The 18,692-nt window shown below is 62.8% G+C and carries 22 protein-coding genes and 2 tRNA genes; 5 read left to right on the top strand and 19 right to left on the bottom strand.

Translation table 11 applies throughout. The features are described from left to right. Positions 1-21: 21 nt before the first annotated feature. Positions 22-999, bottom strand: coding sequence for a tripartite tricarboxylate transporter substrate binding protein BugD (locus IB257_RS18050; RefSeq protein WP_054449960.1), 978 nt, complete (start codon positions 997-999; stop codon positions 22-24). Positions 1,000-1,375: 376 nt separating this feature from the next. On the opposite strand from IB257_RS18050, the gene phaP reads away from it, so the two are divergent. Beyond that, complete coding sequence (gene phaP / locus IB257_RS18045; RefSeq protein WP_054449962.1) at positions 1,376-1,954, top strand: TIGR01841 family phasin; 579 nt, start codon at positions 1,376-1,378, stop codon at positions 1,952-1,954. A gap of 149 nt (positions 1,955-2,103) precedes the next feature. On the opposite strand, the gene IB257_RS18040 is transcribed toward phaP, so the two are convergent. The 5 genes from IB257_RS18040 to IB257_RS18020 form a co-directional block, all read right to left on the bottom strand. Beyond that, on the bottom strand, positions 2,104-3,144 hold the full coding sequence (locus IB257_RS18040; protein ID WP_119449687.1) for a quinone-dependent dihydroorotate dehydrogenase: 1,041 nt from the start codon (positions 3,142-3,144) through the stop codon (positions 2,104-2,106). A 67-nt stretch (positions 3,145-3,211) separates the two neighbouring features. Beyond that, complete coding sequence (locus IB257_RS18035) at positions 3,212-3,949, bottom strand: arginyltransferase (RefSeq protein WP_054449966.1); 738 nt, start codon at positions 3,947-3,949, stop codon at positions 3,212-3,214. Between the two features lie 42 nt (positions 3,950-3,991). Next, positions 3,992-4,765 (bottom strand): leucyl/phenylalanyl-tRNA--protein transferase, encoded by a 774-nt coding sequence (gene aat / locus IB257_RS18030; protein WP_054449968.1) that lies wholly within the window; start codon positions 4,763-4,765, stop codon positions 3,992-3,994. After that, complete coding sequence (locus IB257_RS18025) at positions 4,762-5,343, bottom strand: NUDIX hydrolase (RefSeq protein WP_119449686.1); 582 nt, start codon at positions 5,341-5,343, stop codon at positions 4,762-4,764. Before IB257_RS18025 ends, aat begins: the two co-directional genes overlap by 4 nt. Positions 5,344-5,353: 10 nt before the next feature. Beyond that, positions 5,354-6,286 (bottom strand): LysR family transcriptional regulator, encoded by a 933-nt coding sequence (locus IB257_RS18020; RefSeq protein WP_175213841.1) that lies wholly within the window; start codon positions 6,284-6,286, stop codon positions 5,354-5,356. Positions 6,287-6,416: 130 nt separating this feature from the next. On the opposite strand from IB257_RS18020, the gene IB257_RS18015 reads away from it, so the two are divergent. Beyond that, positions 6,417-6,818, top strand: a complete 402-nt coding sequence (locus IB257_RS18015) for a DoxX family protein (protein ID WP_054449973.1) — start codon at positions 6,417-6,419, stop codon at positions 6,816-6,818. A gap of 97 nt (positions 6,819-6,915) precedes the next feature. Next, positions 6,916-7,380, top strand: coding sequence for a nuclear transport factor 2 family protein (locus IB257_RS18010; protein ID WP_175159438.1), 465 nt, complete (start codon positions 6,916-6,918; stop codon positions 7,378-7,380). A 9-nt stretch (positions 7,381-7,389) separates the two neighbouring features. Here the strand turns inward: IB257_RS18010 and IB257_RS18005 are convergent, their stop codons facing one another. The 3 genes from IB257_RS18005 to IB257_RS17995 form a co-directional block, all read right to left on the bottom strand. Further along, entirely contained in the window at positions 7,390-7,980 is a 591-nt protein-coding gene (locus IB257_RS18005) for a DUF2946 family protein (RefSeq protein WP_054449975.1), read from the bottom strand. A gap of 2 nt (positions 7,981-7,982) precedes the next feature. After that, positions 7,983-8,306, bottom strand: coding sequence for a hypothetical protein (locus IB257_RS18000; RefSeq protein ID WP_054451291.1), 324 nt, complete (start codon positions 8,304-8,306; stop codon positions 7,983-7,985). Between the two features lie 113 nt (positions 8,307-8,419). Further along, the gene (locus IB257_RS17995) at positions 8,420-9,331 is read right to left on the bottom strand and encodes a LysR family transcriptional regulator (protein WP_054449977.1); all 912 of its coding nucleotides are present in this window, start codon (positions 9,329-9,331) and stop codon (positions 8,420-8,422) included. Positions 9,332-9,429: 98 nt separating this feature from the next. On the opposite strand from IB257_RS17995, the gene IB257_RS17990 reads away from it, so the two are divergent. Both IB257_RS17990 and IB257_RS17985 read left to right on the top strand, forming a co-directional pair. After that, positions 9,430-10,404, top strand: a complete 975-nt coding sequence (locus tag IB257_RS17990) for a D-2-hydroxyacid dehydrogenase family protein (RefSeq protein ID WP_054449979.1) — start codon at positions 9,430-9,432, stop codon at positions 10,402-10,404. Continuing rightward, positions 10,401-10,859 (top strand): hypothetical protein, encoded by a 459-nt coding sequence (locus IB257_RS17985; RefSeq protein WP_054449981.1) that lies wholly within the window; start codon positions 10,401-10,403, stop codon positions 10,857-10,859. Before IB257_RS17990 ends, IB257_RS17985 begins: the two co-directional genes overlap by 4 nt. Positions 10,860-10,959: 100 nt before the next feature. On the opposite strand, the gene IB257_RS17980 is transcribed toward IB257_RS17985, so the two are convergent. From IB257_RS17980 to IB257_RS17935, 10 genes are all read right to left on the bottom strand, one after another. After that, positions 10,960-11,033: transfer RNA gene (locus tag IB257_RS17980), tRNA-Cys, on the bottom strand. Between the two features lie 55 nt (positions 11,034-11,088). Further along, positions 11,089-11,164 (bottom strand) — tRNA-Gly (locus IB257_RS17975). A gap of 150 nt (positions 11,165-11,314) precedes the next feature. Further along, positions 11,315-11,941 (bottom strand): ProQ/FINO family protein, encoded by a 627-nt coding sequence (locus tag IB257_RS17970; protein ID WP_192492647.1) that lies wholly within the window; start codon positions 11,939-11,941, stop codon positions 11,315-11,317. Between the two features lie 134 nt (positions 11,942-12,075). Beyond that, positions 12,076-12,726 carry a hypothetical protein gene (locus IB257_RS17965; RefSeq protein ID WP_192492646.1) on the bottom strand — a complete coding sequence of 217 codons (651 nt, stop codon included), beginning with the start codon at positions 12,724-12,726 and terminating at the stop codon, positions 12,076-12,078. Positions 12,727-12,761: 35 nt separating this feature from the next. Beyond that, complete coding sequence (locus tag IB257_RS17960) at positions 12,762-13,313, bottom strand: hypothetical protein (RefSeq protein WP_175213846.1); 552 nt, start codon at positions 13,311-13,313, stop codon at positions 12,762-12,764. Between the two features lie 19 nt (positions 13,314-13,332). Further along, a complete protein-coding gene (locus tag IB257_RS17955) occupies positions 13,333-13,836 on the bottom strand; it encodes a hypothetical protein (RefSeq protein WP_192492645.1) in 504 nt (167 codons plus the stop codon). 8 nt (positions 13,837-13,844) lie between these two features. Then, entirely contained in the window at positions 13,845-15,011 is a 1,167-nt protein-coding gene (locus IB257_RS17950; protein ID WP_175213848.1) for a hypothetical protein, read from the bottom strand. Beyond that, positions 15,008-15,691 carry a pilus assembly protein gene (locus IB257_RS17945; protein WP_175213849.1) on the bottom strand — a complete coding sequence of 228 codons (684 nt, stop codon included), beginning with the start codon at positions 15,689-15,691 and terminating at the stop codon, positions 15,008-15,010. The genes IB257_RS17950 and IB257_RS17945 overlap by 4 nt, the downstream gene beginning before the upstream one ends. A gap of 27 nt (positions 15,692-15,718) precedes the next feature. Beyond that, entirely contained in the window at positions 15,719-17,980 is a 2,262-nt protein-coding gene (locus tag IB257_RS17940; protein WP_192492644.1) for a TcfC E-set like domain-containing protein, read from the bottom strand. A gap of 65 nt (positions 17,981-18,045) precedes the next feature. Beyond that, positions 18,046-18,558, bottom strand: a complete 513-nt coding sequence (locus IB257_RS17935; RefSeq protein ID WP_192492643.1) for a CS1 type fimbrial major subunit — start codon at positions 18,556-18,558, stop codon at positions 18,046-18,048. Positions 18,559-18,692 lie beyond the last annotated feature (134 nt).

Here is an 18,692-nt window from a genome sequence, read left to right as displayed (position 1 = left end):
CGCCAGGGCGCATGGTTTGGGTTACTGCTGTTCGACGCCAGCCTTCTTGAACAGCTCGCCCCACTGCGGGACTTGCTGCTTGACCTTGGCTTCCAGGGCTTGCGGGTTCGCTTCGGACGTCAGCACCGTCGCGCCCAGCTGCTTCATGCGTTCCTGGAACTTGGGATCGGCCAGGCCAGCCTGCAGGCTCTTGACCAGCTTGTCGACGACGGGCTTGGGCGTGCCCTTCGGCACCCACATGCCATGCCAGATGCCCACTTCGAAGCCCTTGTAGCCGGATTCGTCCATGGTTGGCAGGTTCGGCAGCGTGGGGACGCGCTTCAGGCTGGTGACGGCGTAGGCCTTCACCTTGCCGCTGTCGATCTGCTGGGTGGTGTTGGTGGTCTGGTCGCAGAGCAGGTCCACCTGCTTGCCCAGCAGGTCGTTCATGGCGGGCGCCGTACCCTTGTAGGGGATGGTCAGCAGCTGTACGCCCAGCGCCTCGACCAGCATGGTGCCGCACAGATGGCTGGCGGCGCCGATGCCGGCGTTGGCCAGGGACACCTTGTCCTTGTTCTGTTTGACGTACTCGGCCAGTTCCTTGATGTTGTTGGGCGGGAAGTCCGAACGCGCGATGATGGTCATCGGCACGTCGACCACCAGGCCGATGGGCTCGAAGCTCTTGTAGGGGTCGTACCCCGGATTCTTGTACAGCGAGGGCGCCGTCGAGAAGCCGGCGTGCATCAGCAGGACGGAGTAGCCGTCAGGCTGGGCGCGCGCTACCTGGGTCGTGCCGATGGTGCCGCCGGCGCCGCCCTTGTTCTCGACCACGACCGTCTGGCCCAGGCTCGGCCGCATGGCTTCCGCGAGCGAACGCGCGACGTTGTCCGTCGGGCCGCCAGCGGCGAACGGCACCACCATGTTGATGGGGCGATCCGGATATTCGGCTTGGGCGGCGCCGGCTGCGAGCATGGCGCTGGCCGCGAGCAAGGCCGAAAGCGTGCGGGGGATGAGGGTCATGGAGTCTCCAATTGCAGGGTTTGCTGCGATTTGCTGTTGCGCGCTGACTTGTGGGTTTATTTGTCTGTCATCAGCGTGAAAGCAGTTTAGAAAACAATTGATACGACGTCACTTCGGGTATTTCCTGAATCCTGGGAAACCTTTGTGCTGGATCAAACCCGGACAAGGCATGCACCGTCAAAGTGCAATTCTTTGTTGCGTCGCACAAAAACTCCTTGACAAGGATTTTTCTCAGCCTAGAATGTCAATTGTGCAGTGCATCAAACGGGCCGGCGGTAGCTTGTAGTACCAGTTTCCGCGCACGTTTCTATAGTTCGTCGCAGACAACCATTCCTTATTTGCCGGACAGCCTCCGGCTACCCTGAAGGAGCATTCTATGAGCGCTATCCCGCAACAAGTCCTGGACCGTCAAAAGGCCAGCATCAACACCATCGTGGCCGCCCAGTCGGCCGTGTTCGCCGGCTTCGAAAAGCTGGTCGAGCTGAACCTGAAGGTCGTCAAGGCCACCCTGGACGAAGTCGCCCAGAAGTCGCAGCAAGCCGCTGAAGTCAAGGATCCGCAGGAAGCCGCCGCTTTCGCCTCGGGCCTGCTGCAGCCGGGCGCCGAAAAGGCCATGGCCTACACCAAGCACGTGTACGACATCGTTGCCGGCGTGCAGACCAGCCTGGTCAAGCTGACCGAGGAACAGATCGCCGAAGGCCAGCAGCAGCTGAGCGAAGCCGTCGACCAGTTCTCCAAGAACGCCCCGACCGGCTCCGAAAGCGCCGTTGCCCTGATCAAGTCCTCGCTGGCCACCGCGACCAGCGCCTACGATTCGATGACCAAGGCCGCCAAGCAGGCCGCCGAAGTCGCCGAGTCGAACCTGAATGCCGCCGCCAACGCGACCTTCAAGGCTGCCTCGGATGCCGCCGACGCCGCCACCAAGGTTGCCAGCCGCAGCCGCCGCAGCGCCTAAGTTTTTGGCGCGCAGTGCTGCGCAAACCGCAGTTATGTAGTACTGTTGAGTGACAGAGCAGAGCTGGAATTAGGGCCACCCACCGGGTGGCCCCTTTTTTTGCCTGCTTTTTTCGCTGTACGGCCGGCGGATGCCGGCCGCGTCTGGGCTCAGCGCGCCACGGCGCGCACGCACTCGCCTACCAGCGCCGGGCCGCGGTAGATCAGGCCGGTATAGAGCTGCACGGCGTCGGCGCCCGCATCCATCTTTTCGCGCGCCTGGCGGCCCGACATCACGCCGCCCACGCCGATGATCGCCAGGCTGCCGCCCAGCTTTTCCTTCAGGCGGCGGATGACGGCCAGAGACAATTCATGCACCGGGGCGCCCGACAGGCCGCCCGCTTCCTCGGCATGCGGTTGGCCGGTGACGGCGTCGCGCGAGAGGGTGGTGTTGGTGGCGATGACGCCGTCGATGCCGTGGCGCGGCAGCGTTTCCGCGATGGAATCGATCTGTTCGTGCGTCAGGTCCGGAGCGATCTTCACCGCCATGGGCACGCGCCGCTGGTGCTGGTCTTCCAGCGCGCGGCGCTTGTCCGCCAGTTGCGCCAGCAGGGCCGACAGTTCGTCGCCGCCTTGCAGCGCGCGCAGGTTCTTGGTGTTGGGCGATGAAATATTCACCGTCACGTAGTCGGCATGCGGATACACGCCTTCCAGCCCGATCAGGTAGTCATCCGCGGCGCGCTCGATGGGCGTGTCCGCGTTCTTGCCGATGTTCAGCCCCAGAATGCCGCCTTGCTTGCGCCAGGTGCTGCGCTGCACATTGGCCAGGAAGGCTTCCAGGCCCTGGTTGTTGAAGCCCAGCCGGTTGATCAGCGCATTGGCGCGCGGCAGCCGGAACATGCGCGGCTTGGGGTTGCCGGGCTGCGCGCGCGGGGTCACGGTCCCCACCTCGATGAAGCCGAATCCCAGGTTGCCCAGTGCGTCGATATAGGCGCCGTTCTTGTCCAGGCCCGCGGCCAGCCCGATCGGGTTGGCCAGCTGCAAGCCCATCAGCGTGCTTGGCGCCTTCGGCTGCGCGTGCATGAGCTTGCGGGTGGCACCGCATTCATAGGCGCGTTGCAGGCCCGACAAGGTGACTTCGTGGGCGGTTTCCGCGTCCATGGCGAACAGCGCCGGGCGGGCCAGGGGATAGGCGTGGAAGAGGATAGACATGGGGCGGAATTGTAGAGCGAATTTTGCCGGCCCTGCGCCGCCCCTGGCGCTTCAAAGAAGGGGCGGATCAGGCGGGCGGCAACGCGGGTTGGTCGCCCCACACGCCGTCAACCAGGAACTGGGCTGGATGGAAGCTGGATTTGTAGGACATCTTGCGGCTGTCGGCGATCCAGTAGCCCAGGTACAGCCAGGGCAGGTTCAGCGTGCGGCATTGTTCGATCTGCCACAGGATGCTGTAGGTGCCCAGGCTGCCGGCAATGTCGGGATCGTAGAAGGTGTAGACGGACGACAGGCCGTCGTCCAGCACGTCGATGATGGACACCATGACCAGCTCGCCGGTCTCGTCGCGGAACTCGACCAGGCGGGTGTTGACGCGGCTGGTGAGCAGGAATTGCGCATACTGCGTGCGGCTGTCCTCGTCCATGCCGCCGCCCGGATGGCGGCCCTGCTGGTAGCGCGTGTAGAGCCGGTAGTGCTCGGGCGACCAGGCCAGCTCCGCCACGAATGACTGCAAACCCTGGTGATCGCGCCAGGCGCGGCGCTGGCTGCGATTGGGCGCGAAGCCCGCCGTATCCACGCGCACCGGGATACAGGCGTGGCAGTTGTCGCAATGGGGCCGGTAGGTGAACAGCCCGCTGCGCCGAAAACCTTGCTCCACCAGTTGCGAATACGTCCCTGCGTTGATCAGATGACCGGGCGCGGCAACCTGCGACCGTGCCTGGCGACCCGGCAGATAGCTGCAAGGGTAGGGAGCGGTGGCGTAGAACTGCAGGGTGGAGAAAGGGAGTTCTTTGAGCTGGCTCATCGGAGGTCCCGCAATGCGGCAGCAGGCCCGCAAGGGGAGTGGCTACATATTAACGCCGAACCCCGGGCCCGATGCTGTGTCGGGATGCAAGCGGCCAGCGCTGTCCAGCGTGCCCCGCGCCCACGCGACGGCAGGTAGCGCAGTGGCGGTGCGCACATGCTGCAGGAAAGCGGCGCGCGGGATGGGGCGCGCGCCCAGGCTGGCCAGGTGGCGCGTCTGCTGCTGGCAGTCGATGCGTTGCACGCCTTGCGCGGCCAGATAGCGCACCAGATAGGCCAGCGCGATCTTCGAGGCGTTGGGCGCGCGGGTGAACATGGATTCACCGAAGAACATGCGGCCCAGGCTGATGCCGTAGAGGCCGCCGGCCAGTTCGCCGTCAATCCAGGTTTCGATGCTGTGCACGTAGCCGGCCTCATGCCAGGCGCGATAGGCCTGCTGCATGGCTGCGGTGATCCAGGTGCCGGGCTGGCCGTCACGCGGCGCGGCGCATTGCGCCATCACCTCGGCGAAAGCGGTGTCCACGCGTACCTGCACGCGCGGCGCGGCGCCTTGCTCCTGGCTGGCGATCTGCCGCAACAGCTTGCGCAGCGAATGAGAGGGCGCGAAGTCTTTCACGGCGAGCACCATGCGCGGATCTGGGCTCCACCACAGGATGGGCTCGCCCTCGGAGTACCACGGGAATATGCCGTTGGAATACGCCTCGATCAGCCGGGGCGTGGACAGGTCGGCACCCGCCGCGAGCAGGCCGTCGGGATCCGCAAGCGCAAACTCCGCGGGCGGAAAAGGGGTGTCGACGGCGAGCCAGGGCAGTTTCAACGGTGCGATTCTAGGGTGTAGTGATGGGGGGGGTACATGCCCTGCTTGCGGTCGTCGAAGTAGTGGCGCAGCGTGGTCGCCACGGTGCGGAACGCCAGGTCGTCCCAGGGGATCTCGGATTCGTCGAAAAAGCGCGCTTCCAGGCTTTCGGGGCCCGGGTCGAGGTCGGCCGACAACGCCTGGGCCAGGTAGAACACGTGCACCTGATCGATCTGCGGCAGGTCGATGACGGTGTAGAGCTCGCCCAGCTTGATGCGCGCGCCGGATTCTTCCAGTGTTTCGCGGGCGGCGCCCTGCGCCGTGCTCTCGCCCAGCTCCATGAAGCCGGCGGGCAGGGTCCAGGTGTTGTAGCGCGGCTCGATCGCGCGCCGGCATAGCAGGACGCGGTTCTCCCAGACCGGCACCGTGCCGACCACCAGCCTTGGATTCTGGTAGTGGATCGCACCGCAGTGATCGCAGATGTCGCGTTCGCGGTTGTCGCCTTCGGGAACCCGGCGGCTGATGGGCGAGCCGCATTGGCTGCAGAAATGCGAACGGCGCGGCGCGGGGAAGTATTCGAGGGGCGATTTTGCGGTCATGGGTACGATTCTAACGGCTGCGGCGGGGGCTGGCGCGCCGGCCCGGAACGGCTGGGGAGGAGGCGCCGAAGCGGCCTTCCAGATGCTCCACGAAGGATCGTACCTTGGGCGACAGAAAGCGCCGGTGCGGGTAGACGGCGTACATGGAGATCGGGGTGTGGGCGTAGTCGGTCAGCAGCGCAATCAGGCGCCCGGCGCGGACGTCGTCGCCCACCAGGAAATCGGGCTGCAGGATGACGCCGTGCCCGGCCAGGGCCGCGGTCCGCAGCACATCGCCGTTATTGGCCCGCAGGGCCGCGTTCACGCGCACCAGATGGGTCACGCCGTCTTTCTCGAAATGCCATTCGTTGCCGGTGCTGGCATAGGCGTAATGCAGGCAGCGGTGCTGCTTCAGTTCCTCGGGCGTCTGCGGCGTGCCATGGCGTTGCAGGTAGTCGGGCGCGGCGCAGACCAGCAACTGCTGCGGCGCCAGCGGCCGCGCGACCAGCGAGGAATCCTGCAGCGGCCCGATGCGCACCGCCACGTCGTAGCCGTCCTCCACCAGGTCCACCACGCGGTCGTTCAGGTCCAGGTCGATGATCACGTCCGGGTAGCGTTGCAGGTACTCGGCTATGGCAGGCCCCAGGTGCAGGATGCCGAACGACACCGGCGCGCTCACCCGCAGCCGGCCGCTGGGCCGTTGGCCCTCGGCCTGCAGCGACAGCTCCAGGTCCGCCACCTCGGCCAGGATGGGCCGCACGCGTTCATAGAAGGCGCGTCCGGCGTCGGTCATGCTCAGCTTGCGCGTGGTGCGGTTCAGGAGGCGCACGCCGTACTTCTGTTCCAGATAGGCGATCTGGCGCGTGACCACGGAACGGGCCTGGCCCATCTTGTCGGCCGCGGCCGCGAATGAGCCCAGCTCCACGACCTTGGCATAGGTCTGCATGGCGGTGTGCGTGTCCAAGATTGTTTCCTATCGGGGAACAATAATTTGCAATTCTGCATGTTTATCTTTGTTTTTGGAATCGCAAGAATAGCGCTCATCAAGAATCTTCCCATCCTGGGCGATTCCCCTACCGCTCTAGGAGAGTGCAATGGTTGATACCCGTACCGCGCCCTATGCCGCGCTGTTGCTGCGCGTGGCGCTCGGCGTCATGTTCCTGGCCCATGGCCTGACCAAGCTGCTGGTGTTCACGCTGCCCGGCACCGCGCAGTTCTTCGCCAAGATCGGCTTCGCCGGCTGGCTGGCATACCCGGTGACGTTTTTCGAGGTCGGCGCCGGCGTGCTGTTGATCCTGGGCGTCGTGCCGCGTTGGGTTGCCGCCATTGCCGTGGTGCAGCTGTTCGTGGCGTCGACCGTGCATTTTCCCAATGGCTGGGGCTTTGGCAATGCGGGCGGAGGCTGGGAATATCCGATCTTCCTGACCGTGGCTGCGGCCGTACTGGCGTTGCTGGGCGACGGCAAGTACGCGCTGGTCAAGAGCGGCCGCGGCTGATCGCTGCGCGCACCAGACTGTCTACCGCCACGGACGTGGCCGACAGGACGGCCGGACCATAGAATGGCCCGGCCGTTTTTCCATTCCGGAGTTCTCCATGTTCTTCTCCAAGCCTTGCTTCAAGCGCGCCGTTGCCGCAGCCATGCTGGCCCTGGCCCTGTCTCCCGCCGTCCATGCGTCCGCCGAACAGGAAGCTGCCAACAAGGCGGCCGTGCTGGCCTTCTACGAGAAGGGCCTGAATCAGAAGGACGCGGATGCCGCCTTGAAGTACGTCGGCGACCGCTATGTGCAGCACAACCCGAATGCGGCGGACGGCCCCGAAGGCTTCCGCAAGTTCATCGCCTTCCTGCGCGACAAGTTTCCGCAGTCGCGCAGCGAGATCAAGCGAGTCTTCACCGATGGCGACTACGTGATCCTGCACGTGCATGCGGTGCGCCAGCCCGGCGATCGTGGCAGCGCCATCATCGATATTTTCCGCCTGGAGCAGGGCAAGATCGTGGAACATTGGGACGCGGTGCAGCCCATTCCCGAGCAGTCCGCCAATCCCAACGGCATGTTCTGAACGCGCCGTTCAGGCGCGGGGATTCGCTTCGAAGCCCAATTCCCGCGCCACATCCTTTTGCGCTATCAGCGCCAGCGGCGCGGCCGCATAGGTTCCGGGCAGGACGGCCTGGACTGCGCCACCGGGCGCAAGATCCGCCAGCGCATCCAGCAGCGGGGCGCCGTCCGCCGTGGCCATCTTCTCCAACAGCGGCTGCAGATCGCGGTCCAGCACGATGCCGGCGCCCAGGGGCGTCATCGCATACAGCTGTCCCGCGTCGTCCAGCTTCCACGTATCGACCGAATCGACCGCGACGTTCGTGTGCGTGAGCAGTCGGCGGCTGTCGTCGCTCAGCCGCAGCACATAGGGCGCGGCGTCCAGCCGCAGGAACACGCGCTGCGGACCATTCTGGAAGAACCAGCGGCCCGCTTCATCGTGTTCGTAATTGCGGTTGATGAATTCCAGGATCTGCGTATTGGTGATGGACTCGCCCGGACCGCCTTCGGCTGATTGCCCTTGCGGATGCAGGCGCCAGCGGCCGCGCGCGTCCAGCGACAGCCAGCCGTATACCGCTGGCACGTCGGGCCAGCGGGCTAGCGCGTCCTTCACCGATTGATCCATGTTCAGGGGCGGATGATGATGGGGGGCGGGTTGATGACAATGGCGGGCGCCGGCATCACGGCCACCGGCTGCGGCACCTGCACATAGCCGTGGCGGTAGTCGTCCCGGCACTTGCGCTTTTCCTGGTAGTCGCCATTGCGCTTCCATTTGCGCTCGACCTTACAGGCGCCGTCCCAATACTGCTCTTTATACTCGCGCCCGTGGCGATGGCGGTGCTTGTCCGAATCGGCCTGCGCCGCAAGCGGGGCGAGCGTGAGCAATGCCGCCGTGGACAGCGTCAACAACGCGGAGGAGGGGCGGGCTCGAGAGTTCGGAATGGTACGCATAGGGTCCGTCATCAGTTGCAAACGGCGTCACCATAGCAATCATTTGATTGACGGCGCGTAGGGATGCGTAACCAGATGCTGGCAGAAAGCCGCAATCGTACCTGAGCCGCGGTTTACTGCGGCGCGGCAGGGCGCCGCTGCGAGCGTCTTTCGCGCCTTATGAATCCCAAGAGCGCTTCGGCAGCGGGTGAAAGGCTGCTGCCGCGGCGTTGCATCAGCACGAATGCCCGCGACACAGCGGGGCGCACCAAGGGCACCGCCGCCAGCATCGGATAGGCCCCAGGCTGCAGGGCGAGATCGGGAACGATGGCCACGCCCACTCCCGCCGCCACCATGCCCACCGCGGTCGTGCTTCTCTGGACCTCGAAGCGGGCCTGCAAGGCGATGCCCGCGGGCAGTTGATCATCGAGCAGGGGGCGGTTGCTGCTGCCCGCGCCAGGCAGGATCAGCGCTTCGTTCTCCAGCTCGGACCAGGGAACCGCCTTGCGCCGGGCCAGGCGGTGTTCATTTCCGCAAACCAGCACGAAACGGTCGTGCAGGAGTTCCTCGTATTCGATTTCGGGTACGAGTCTGTCCGCGATCCCTATGCCGAACTCGGCGGCGCGGTCCAGAACGGCCTGCTGCACGGCAGCGGAAGAGTGGTCCAGCACGCTGACCCGGTTGTCCGGAAATGCCGAGGCATAGGCTTGCAGCACGCGTGGCAGAAAGCGGACGCCCACCGTCGGCACGCAGGCCATGGTCACGTTACCCGCGAGCGCCTGCCGTTGTTCCCGGATCTGCTGCAGAGCGCTTTCCAGTTCACCCAGCAGGCGCCGCGCCTGCGGCAGGAAGCTGCGGCCCACGGTGCTCAGAGAGAGCGTGCGGGTGGTGCGATCGACCAGGCGTACGCCCAGGTGGATTTCCAGGTTCCGGATGCGGCGGCTCAGCGCCGCCTGCGAGAGGAACAGCGACTCGGCGGCCTTGCCGAAACTTTCCCGTTCAGCCAATGCCACAAATGCTTGAACACCCAGGACGTCCAGTTTCATAGGTTTTTTGCATCAATGAACGAAATCATTTCATTTTACGAGGGGCCCCGGGCAGCGTAAAAATTGAGCACTCACTCTCACCCAGCGGGGTACCGCAAATGAAGATCGCTATTCTGGACGACTGGTTCGACACGCTGCGTCGCCTTCCTTGCTATGCCCTCTTGCGAGATCACGAGGTCACCGTCTGGACGGATCACGCCGAAGATACCGATGTGCTCGCGCAGCGCCTCGCCGATACGGAAGCGTTGGTCTTGATCCGCGAGCGCACCACCATACGCCGCGAGTTGATCGAAAAGTTGCCCAAGCTGCGCCTGATTAGCCAGCGCAGCGTCTATCCGCATATCGACGTCGCCGCATGCAGCGACCATGGCGTCCTTGTCTGCTCGGACCTGCACGCCGATACGCCCTCTTATGCCGCGGCGGAGCTGACCTGGGCGCTGGTGCTGGCCGCCATGCGCCAATTGCCGCAGCAGGTGGAGTCCATGCGCCAGGGGCGTTGGCAGTGTGGGGTGGGCCACACCGTGCGGGGCAAGACCATGGGCATCTTTGGCTATGGGCGCATCGGTCGAGTGGTTGCGGGCTACGCGCGGGCGTTCGGCATGCGGGTGCTGGTCTGGGCGCGGCCCGAGTCGCTGCAGCGCGCACGCGAGGACGGGCACGAAGTCGCGGCCTCCAAGCAGGAGTTCTTCGCGTCCTGTGACGTGCTGTCGCTGCATATGCGCCTGGTAGCCGCCACCAAGGGCATCGTCAACGCGGCGGACCTCGCGGCCATGAAGGAAGGATCGTTGTTCGTGAACACCAGCCGTGCCGGACTTGTCGAACCTGGCGCATTGGAGCGGGCGCTGCGGGCAGGCCGTCCGGGTATGGCGGCGCTGGATGTCTTCGAGCAGGAGCCATTGACCGATACCGCGAATCCGTTACTGCAGATGCCCAATGTCCTGTGCACGCCTCACATCGGATACGTGACCTATGAGGAATGGGATCTGCAATTCAAGGACGTGTTCAACCAGATTCTTGCCTTTGCGGCAGGCCAGCCCGTGAACATGGTGAATCCGCAGGTGGCGTCGTCATGAACCTGTCCTTGGAACGCCTGGCGAAGCAGCTGGATCTGGCTGCCGCGAACCAGGAACGCCTGCGACTGGCTTTCGGCCTCGCCTGTGCGCAGCGGGTCGAGTATCTGCTCGAAGAACAGGAGGTCGTGGATTGCCTGGCGAGCCTGGGCCGTTATCTGGACGGCGCGATCGACCACGAACAGCTGGAGCAGATTTCCAGGCGGGCTGCGCGCCTGGCGAACCAGCACCAGGGATCGAAATCGTTGGACGGCTGCGGCCATGCCGCGGTGTCCGCGACCTATGCGGTTGCCAGCGCCCTGGCCGGCAAGGCGCTGCGCGCAGCCGAATACGCGGCTTACGCGGCGGTTTACGGACAGGGTGGTTACGGCGCCGTGTCTGATCCCGAAGCGTTCGGGGTGGAGTTCGCCTGGCAGACGAAATGTCTGGAGTCCTTGGCTGCCGGTAGGGTTGAATAGTTCGTATCGATGCTGTGGAACGGCGCCTTGTCGTGCGGAGCCCGGCATCTCGGAAAACAAAAAACCCGCAGATTTTCATCTGCGGGTTTCGGAAAATCGCTGGAGGCGCAAGCCGGAATCGAACCGACGTACACGGATTTGCAATCCGCTGCATAACCACTCTGCCATTGCGCCAGCACTTGCAAGAAAAAAGGAAGCGCGGTGTTGGCCGTTGCTTCCTTTTTGTATTTGGAGCGGGAGACGAGTCTCGAACTCGCGACCTCAACCTTGGCAAGGTTGCGCTCTACCAACTGAGCTACTCCCGCGGGGGTACTGCAATTTGGTGTGTTTTCTGACTTGGTTTTCAGAAAGGCCGTGTCCACCAAAGACAGCGATTATACACAGAATTTTGGGCTTGTGTAGCCTGGCGGGGCGGGGAAGTGAAAAATCCCCGCTCGCCGGGCCAAACAGTGTCCTCAGGGCGTATCGCTCGATGCCGGCGTTGTGACGGGGGCGGCTTCAGGCGCGGGGGCGTCAGCCGGGGCGTCAGCGGATGCGGCAGCCGGCGCGGCGGCCTTTTTCGCGGGACGAGCCTTGCCGGCCGGCCGGCGCGAAGCCTGGCGGCGCGCGTAGGCGGCTTGCTCCGCCGTGACCGTGCCTGCAGGCTGGCCTTGCAGGTCGACGCGTGTAGCGTCCGCGACCATGCTGCTCCAGTAGCGGCTGCCCTTGCACCAGGTGGCGATGGCTTGTTTGAGCTGTTCTTCCGTCATGCCCAGCTTCTCGAGATGCTGGGCCGCGTCGGCCAGGATGCCTTGCTTGAGCGGTAGCTTGGGCGCGGGATTCTTGGGGAACGCCTGCGGGAAGTGCTTTTGCAGGCGCCAGATGGCCTCGACCGCGGGGTCGACGGGCTCGCGCTTTTGCTGAGGGCGGGCGGCAGCCTTCGCTTGACCAGACTCGCGCTTTTGCTGCGGCCGGGTCGTAGACTTCGCCTGATCAGGCTCCCGCTTCTTTGTCCGGCCTGCCGCCTTCGGTTGGACCGGCACCGCCTTTTGAGCCTGTGCCCGCAGCTGCTCGCGCAGGTCGGCAAGTTTTTCAAAACCCATTGTTATTTCCAAGACCTCAGATTTGTTCAGGCTGAAGGTTACCGCATGTGCGCGAATGCAGCACTGTCGAGGGGGGCATGTGTGGCGGCGGCGCCATGGCCGCCGGCGTGGCCGGGCGTGGATTTGCCGGGGAATCAGCGTCCGGAGGGCGGGCAGGATGGCTGGCCGGGCACCTGTATTGCGCGGCCTTTCAGCAGGATGGGCGTGCCCGGATAGACGTTGAACGGTTCCACGGGCCGGCCATCGGCGACCGCATCCTTGACCTGATAGCGCACGTTGCCCGACGCGGCCAGCCAGGCGCCTTCCGGCTCGCAACGCAGCGACAGCTCCGAGGTTTCGTTTGGCGGCAGCAGCCTGACCAGGGTGCTGAACGCAAGGGTGACGGCCACACTGCCGGAGGTGCCTGCCTCGCCGCGATCCAGCAAGTTGACGACAGGTTTGATGTCCAGCCGGTACACCTGTTCCTGTTCCACGTCGGCCAGCGGCTTGAGCGTGATGGTCTTGCTCTGTCCGGGGGCGAGCGAGAGTTTGAATGGGGAAACGTAGAGCGCGGGCTGCGCCGTTTGCGCGACAGGCTCAAGGCGTTCCTGTTCGGTCTCGACGCCAGGGTTGAGTAGGCGCGACAGGGCGATGGACACGTACTCGGCGCGATCGCCCTGGTTGACGATACGAACCGAGGCGGGCTTGCCTTGCACGACTGCGAGCTTGGGCGTGACGTCGACGTGAGCAGACGCTGGCGCCGCAGCCGCGCAAGCCAACAACAACAGAAAGTGGGAGGGTTTCATTCGCTTCTACTCGCAATCCGATCGCACGTTGCGCTTCAGGGGACGCGGGCTACCGGTTCAAAGACCAGCGACAACTCGCCGACATAGCTGCCCGCGGTCTCCTTGAAAGTGCCGGCTGGAGGGAGGGCCGAAATCGCCAGGCCGTAGTAGTCGATGAAGTCTTCACCCGCACCTGGAACCTGCAGACTCTGGAATCTGGTGTTCTGGCCGACAGCCAGGGTTTTCCGCTCTCCGCCTTCCAAGGCCAAAGAGACCTTGGGCTCGCGGAACATCTGGGCCGCGTTGGCCGTGTTGCGGATTTCCAGCGGCCGGTCCATGCGTACTTGAAACGCGCCGCTCGAGGACACGATGCGCAAGCGCGCTTGCGTCTCATAAGGCGATTCCCAGCCGCGTAGCTGCTGCATGGTCAGACCTTGATCGAACCAGCCGCCTTTGTCGTCCGTGACCATCAGCCTGTTGGCGGCCTTGACGATGGCGGTGATCCTGCTTGTGGTTGTACCGGTCACGAAGATGTCTACGGCGGGCGCCGTCACAGGCAGCATTGCCAGGGCCAGCAACAGGCAAGCGCGGGTTGCGATTCCGTTCATGTATGGGTCCTTATGGCGTTCAAGGCTGAGCGCTTTCGGCGAACTGATAGATCAGCACGCCATATGCCACGTTGATGACAAGGGGGGCTGCACTGTCATCAGCCGGGCCGGGATTCAGGATCACCCGCTCCCGGGGGCGGAATGTAATGCGCCAGACCTGCGTGCGGGCAGGCCGATTCAAAATACGCAGATTCATTCGGTACTTTTGTCCAGGTGCCAGGATCAGGCGGTTGGGGGTGACCAGCAGGCTGGGTTGCCCCGTCTCGCCAACCGGCGTCAACACTTCCGGCATCGATCCAGGATTGAGCAGCAATTGCTGCTCCACGTCCAGGTAGAGAGGGCTGTCGCCGCGGTTTTCCGCCAACAGTTCGGGCGGCGCGTGGTCAGGCTCTAGCCGCAGCTCGGCTCGTGGGAGATACAAGATGCCGGCCGCCAGGCCGTGCTGGGGCCAGGGCAGCGCGAGCGCTGCAAGGAGAAAGGCGGCGCTGCGGGCGATCCGCCGGAGGTGGGCACCGAGGCTCATGGCATGAGCTAGGGTTTGGCGACTACCGTGAAACTGAGCACGTCGCTGTAATCGCCTTCTTTCGCTGCTTTCGGTGTGTCGGCCGTGAATGTGGGGATGAAGCACTCACGGCCACTGTTTGCCAGGGCAGAGCCCACGTTGCCGTTGTTGGGCAGTGAGACTTGCGCACTGGTCACCGTGTTTTGCAGGACAAGCTGGTAGGGCACCGCGTCGGCAGGCGAAGAATGGTGCTTGAGCTGATACCAGCCGTTGCTCGCAAAACCATTTTGATTGGTGGCATTGATGGCATAAGGTAAGCCTGCCAATTTCGGACCGTCGTAGGTGAAGCAAAGTTGGTTGGCGGGTGCGGAAAATGGCTTGATCAATCTTTCTCCTTGCGGCAATTCACCCAGGTTCCAGTCCGGCGCGGTCATCTCGATCCGCGCTTCCAGAAGCGGCGGATGGGTGGGGTCTGGGATGATGTGGCAAACGCCGGGCGGGTCGCCTCGCCTGATGTAGACCATTTTGTTGTCAAGGATAAGTTCGCCTGAGACGTTGGTGTGCCACAGATCCGACCGCGCTACATCGACCATCGCGGTGATATTCGCGGCGCGTATGGCTATGGCAGGCGGTATTTTGGAGAGGTCCGGGATCCCTCTAAATTTGACAGATAGTGGCTCCAAGAATGCGATTCCTCTCTGCCAGATCAAATTGGGTATATAAAAACTGTCGTGGCCTCCGTGATAATGCAGCCAGCCAAGTGGCGGCACTGCCATGGCATTAACGCTGCGGATCTCTCCTAGGACTGCGGTCTCATATAGCCCAGGACCCGGCACACCCGATTTCGAGAAGCTTTGGTTAGGAATGATATTTCCGTCCTCGTCATAGAAATATAAGACTATTCCTCGGCTATTGAAGCGCTCCGGAAACAGCGAACCCAGATGATCTGTGATCTGTTTGAATTGCATCGTCACCAGGTAGGATGAGCCGGTAGACTCGAAGTAGCAATTGCTATAGCCACTAGTCAGGTCGCTGATTGTCGTACGCTTAATGTCACTCACGGGAATTGCTGAAGCGCTGCCGCTAGCAATGATTGCGCCTGCCGCCAGAAGCACGGACACCAACCGGATCCACATTCGTTCGGCGATGAGTCGTAGCTCCACGATGTGCAGCTTGGTCTTGGATATCGAGTTCATGAGCGGCAATCAATGGTGTGTTCGGTGTCTTCGATCTGCACGGTTAGGCGGCTTTCCGTGAAATGCTGAGGCGTGCCGGGAAACAGCGCCGTTTTGCCCAACTGTCGCTTGCGGTCAGGCGTCGCGATGTCCGAGAAGGACAGATGCACATTGCCGGTGTTCTCCAATGTCACGCCCGTACCCTCGCAGCGGTACGACCAGCCCGACAGCTGTTGGGCAGGTGGGGGCATGTGGTGAATCAGGACGCCATACCCCACCGATACGGACATGGGGGCCGTGATCTTGTCCTGGGGCGCGGCGTCCACCTGCATGGCCTTCACCGGAACCACGTACAGGCGATACAACTCCTCCGCCGCGGGCACGGACAATGACTTGAGATTGACCGAACGGCTTTGACCGGGTCCTAGCGTCAGCTTGTCCGCGCTGGCCAGCATGCCGGGATGTTCGATCTCGCTCAAGGGCACCTTGTCTTCGGGGGTGATGCCGGGGTTCTTCACCTTCATCAGCGATATTGATAAATAGAGCGGTGCGTCCCCCAGGTTCCTAAGCGTTACGCCGTACTCGTGGCCATTGAAGACCTTCAGGCGGGCCGGCATGACCATCAGCTCGCCTTCGGCTCGCGCCTGGGCTGCCGCCAGCAGTGTCAATCCGAATAGCAATGGCAAGGTAATGCGTCGCATGGTTGTGTTTTCCTGTTCCTTATCCGATTACCGGCAGCGGTAGTAGCTGCCGTTGAAAGTGTTTGTCAGGTCGCAGTTATGGCGCTGGCCGGACTGCTCTACCGTGATCGCACGCAGCACGGATTTGCTGGCGACCGAGAACAGGCCGTTCGGGAATGCGGTGTCGCCGGTCTCGAGGATTTTTCCGCCCACTGGCTTGCCTGATGCGTCAAGCAGAATGCCGCTATAGATCATATTGATCGCCACCTTGGCCTGTGCCGCATAGACCTGGCCGGGATGGGCGCGGACCACGTTGGCCGGCACTTCGATGTTCATGTCCATATGCTCGTTGTTGCTCAAAACCTGGGCAAACGGCAGGTCGCGATAGTTGTTCAACGGCACGGCGTAGGTGCTGCCGCCGGCGACCGGGTGGCCTTCGACGCTGAAACCGTATGCCGTTCCCTCGATATTGGGCGTCTCGAGCATCATGGCGCTGCCTCCGTTGCTATAGCGGCCAAGCGCGACGCCTTCCGCGCTGGCCGCCAGCATGCCGCGGTAACTGAAATCCGCGTTGCTGCCGTAGTCGCTGTGGCCCAGGCTAAGCGATGTATCGCCGCGCGTGCCAGAGCGGTTGCCATAGATGTTCACGCTATTGCTTGCGCGACTTCGGTTGACCGTCACGCCAGCCGTCGAGCTGCCGTAGCTGTCCTGAAAATCCTTGCGGTAATCGCCGCTGAGTTGCGTATCGTCGCCCTGGCGTGCGGCGCGGAAGCTGGCCTGCGTCTTGTCCAGGGTCCAGCTCATGTTGAAGTAGACGGCGTAGCCGCCGGCGCCTTGGCCGTAGCCGTTTTTTTGCACGCCCAGCGAGAAAGTCGACCAAAGGCCGTTGGGGCGGTAGCTCCAGCGCACCTCGGTTTGTTGTACTTCACCGCGGCTGTGCTTGTTGTAGTTGTAGTTCGCCACGACTTTTCCCAAGCTTCTGCTGTATGAAAAGCTGGTGCTGGGCGCACCCCAATAGAAACGCGATACGTTGTTGTTTTGGTAGCGACTGAGCGTCGCGCTGCCCAGTACGGGATCGTTCATCGACAGGTTGAAGTAGCCGCCGGCGCCGCGTTCGCCGCCCAGCAAGCCGACCGTAGGAGTGAGATCCGCCGTACCTATCCGGCCGGGGCGAGTGGCGTTGATTTCGCCCGCCCAACGAGATTGATCGCCGCTGATGAAAGAAGCGTTCAGGTAGAACTGGCTGAGGTTGCGGCTGAATGCGGCCTGGTACAGCTGTCCGCCCACACCCATTTCCTTGCCTGCCGTCATATGCCAGGAATTGCGGCCGCCGCCGCTGAAATTCAGATTGTTGATGTCGCGCGTTTCGCGATTGATCAGATTGCCGTTGCGGTCCACCAGCCGGATTTCCACCGGGTAGTAGCCCCCGGGCAGGTCGATGTAGCTGATTTCGTTGCGGCCAAGTATGGCGGGGCGCTTCAGGACTAGGCGTCCGTTGCGGTAGAACTCATAGTTACCCTCCGCGGTGGAATACAGCACCAGCGAGCCCGTGTCTTGCTCGGCCCGCAAATGGTCCTGACTGCCTATGGTGACGAACTGATCGAAGCTGGGAGATAGCAGGGTGCTAACCGAGCCCGAGGCATAGTCGAGGCTGTTCTGCTTGCCTGCCCGTACATAGGTGTTATGAAAGTTCTTCTGCAGGAAGTAGGACGAGATGCCCTGATTCCGGCTGCTCTGACCGCGCATGCGATTGCGGCTGCCGTACCAGCTCATGTAGCCGAAGCTGCGCAGGGGCAGCCCCAGCCAGGTCGAGCCGCTGATATTCGCGGAGCGATAGCTGTCGGACGACCCGCGCAGGTCCAGCGACTGATTGTTGATCAACCCCCAGGTGGTTGCGGGGGACAGGTAATCATCGCGCGAACTTCTGATCTGCAGCGTTCGGCGGACCTTGTCGATGGCTACGTAGTGCTCTGCCAGGCGCAGGTCGCAGCCGTTGACGCACCGCTTGTAGTCGATTGCGGAAACGACTTTGCGGATGATGTCAACTTCCTCCAGCGTCACCCCGTTTTCTGCATATCTCACTGGATCGAACGTGAGTTGATTCTGCTGCGCGGAATAGACAATCAATCCCGGCAGCGTCTTGCCGTTGAACGTGGAGACATAGCTCGCGCTGTTGTCCATTTCAATCGCGCTGAAACCTTCGGGAATGCCGTAGGAAATCTTCGTCTGCGCCAAGACCTGGGCAGTGGCAGCGGAAAGCATGCAGAACAGCAGTTTTTTTAGGCGACGAGGGGCCCGATGAGCGTGCATGCCCGGAAATCCAATGGGGAGAACGAGCCCCTGCAGGGGCTCAGGATGAAGAGGGTGATGCGGAATTACGGTTTGGGTTCGAACAGCAGGACCAGATCGCCGCTGTAGCTTCCGTTCGTGTCGGCCTTGCTATTGGCGGCCTTGACGGGTGCCTTGACGGAGATTTTCAGGTCGTGCACTTCGTCGTAGCCGTCGCTGGTTTGCGCGACCTGGGTGACCGTTGCTGGCGTGCCGTACTTCACATCCGCCGTGCCACCGGAGTGGGAGATGGAAACGGTGGCATCGGTCATCTGGTATATGCCGTTGGACAGCTGCAGGGGCTTATCCAACTGAACATTGAAGTTGACGTTCTTGGTCCAGACGCGGATCGGCAGGGTCTTGGTGAACTCTGTTTGTTTGTAGTCCTTCGCGTTGAGTTCCTCCGTGCCGTACCACGTGGAACCGTCGGGTTTGGAAACGAAAATCGCGTCGTGGATCTGGGCTTTCAGCGTGATGCTCTTGGTGACGTTGGCCGCATGCGCCACGCCGGCAAACGCGCCAGCCAATCCAATCGCGATCAGGACCTTGCTTAGTTTCATATAAAAACCTGGTGTTGAAGTTGAACGAATGCCTTCGTAGGGTCGTTGAAGGCGGGGGTGTGTAGCGGACGCTTCGTGTGTGTCCGACCCCATGCATCATCCTTGTTCAACGCAAATCCAGGTCTGAGAAATTT

Source organism: Achromobacter sp. ACM03, assembly GCF_014851665.1.
GTDB lineage: Bacteria > Pseudomonadota > Gammaproteobacteria > Burkholderiales > Burkholderiaceae_B > Achromobacter > Achromobacter aegrifaciens.
The sequence above is the reverse complement of the archived record's forward strand: the minus strand, read 5'-3'. Positions and strand labels throughout refer to the sequence as shown.

What these genes read in the sequence shown, in the direction of transcription:
- IB257_RS18010 (WP_175159438.1), top strand. Translation starts at nt 6,916, where the DNA reads ATGTTCTTCTCCAAGCCTTGCTTCAAGCGCGCCGTTGCCGCAGCCATG.
- IB257_RS17940 (WP_192492644.1), bottom strand. Translation starts at nt 17,980, where the DNA reads ATGCACGCTCATCGGGCCCCTCGTCGCCTAAAAAAACTGCTGTTCTGC.
- IB257_RS18035 (WP_054449966.1), bottom strand. Translation starts at nt 3,949, where the DNA reads ATGAGCCAGCTCAAAGAACTCCCTTTCTCCACCCTGCAGTTCTACGCC.
- IB257_RS18040 (WP_119449687.1), bottom strand. Translation starts at nt 3,144, where the DNA reads ATGTCTATCCTCTTCCACGCCTATCCCCTGGCCCGCCCGGCGCTGTTC.
- IB257_RS17985 (WP_054449981.1), top strand. Translation starts at nt 10,401, where the DNA reads ATGAACCTGTCCTTGGAACGCCTGGCGAAGCAGCTGGATCTGGCTGCC.
- IB257_RS18000 (WP_054451291.1), bottom strand. Translation starts at nt 8,306, where the DNA reads ATGCGTACCATTCCGAACTCTCGAGCCCGCCCCTCCTCCGCGTTGTTG.
- IB257_RS17945 (WP_175213849.1), bottom strand. Translation starts at nt 15,691, where the DNA reads ATGCGACGCATTACCTTGCCATTGCTATTCGGATTGACACTGCTGGCG.
- IB257_RS17955 (WP_192492645.1), bottom strand. Translation starts at nt 13,836, where the DNA reads ATGAGCCTCGGTGCCCACCTCCGGCGGATCGCCCGCAGCGCCGCCTTT.
- phaP (WP_054449962.1), top strand. Translation starts at nt 1,376, where the DNA reads ATGAGCGCTATCCCGCAACAAGTCCTGGACCGTCAAAAGGCCAGCATC.
- IB257_RS17960 (WP_175213846.1), bottom strand. Translation starts at nt 13,313, where the DNA reads ATGAACGGAATCGCAACCCGCGCTTGCCTGTTGCTGGCCCTGGCAATG.
- IB257_RS18050 (WP_054449960.1), bottom strand. Translation starts at nt 999, where the DNA reads ATGACCCTCATCCCCCGCACGCTTTCGGCCTTGCTCGCGGCCAGCGCC.
- IB257_RS17995 (WP_054449977.1), bottom strand. Translation starts at nt 9,331, where the DNA reads ATGAAACTGGACGTCCTGGGTGTTCAAGCATTTGTGGCATTGGCTGAA.
- IB257_RS18005 (WP_054449975.1), bottom strand. Translation starts at nt 7,980, where the DNA reads ATGGATCAATCGGTGAAGGACGCGCTAGCCCGCTGGCCCGACGTGCCA.
- IB257_RS18025 (WP_119449686.1), bottom strand. Translation starts at nt 5,343, where the DNA reads ATGACCGCAAAATCGCCCCTCGAATACTTCCCCGCGCCGCGCCGTTCG.
- IB257_RS17970 (WP_192492647.1), bottom strand. Translation starts at nt 11,941, where the DNA reads ATGGGTTTTGAAAAACTTGCCGACCTGCGCGAGCAGCTGCGGGCACAG.
- IB257_RS18015 (WP_054449973.1), top strand. Translation starts at nt 6,417, where the DNA reads ATGGTTGATACCCGTACCGCGCCCTATGCCGCGCTGTTGCTGCGCGTG.
- IB257_RS17990 (WP_054449979.1), top strand. Translation starts at nt 9,430, where the DNA reads ATGAAGATCGCTATTCTGGACGACTGGTTCGACACGCTGCGTCGCCTT.
- IB257_RS17965 (WP_192492646.1), bottom strand. Translation starts at nt 12,726, where the DNA reads ATGAAACCCTCCCACTTTCTGTTGTTGTTGGCTTGCGCGGCTGCGGCG.
- IB257_RS17935 (WP_192492643.1), bottom strand. Translation starts at nt 18,558, where the DNA reads ATGAAACTAAGCAAGGTCCTGATCGCGATTGGATTGGCTGGCGCGTTT.
- IB257_RS17950 (WP_175213848.1), bottom strand. Translation starts at nt 15,011, where the DNA reads ATGAACTCGATATCCAAGACCAAGCTGCACATCGTGGAGCTACGACTC.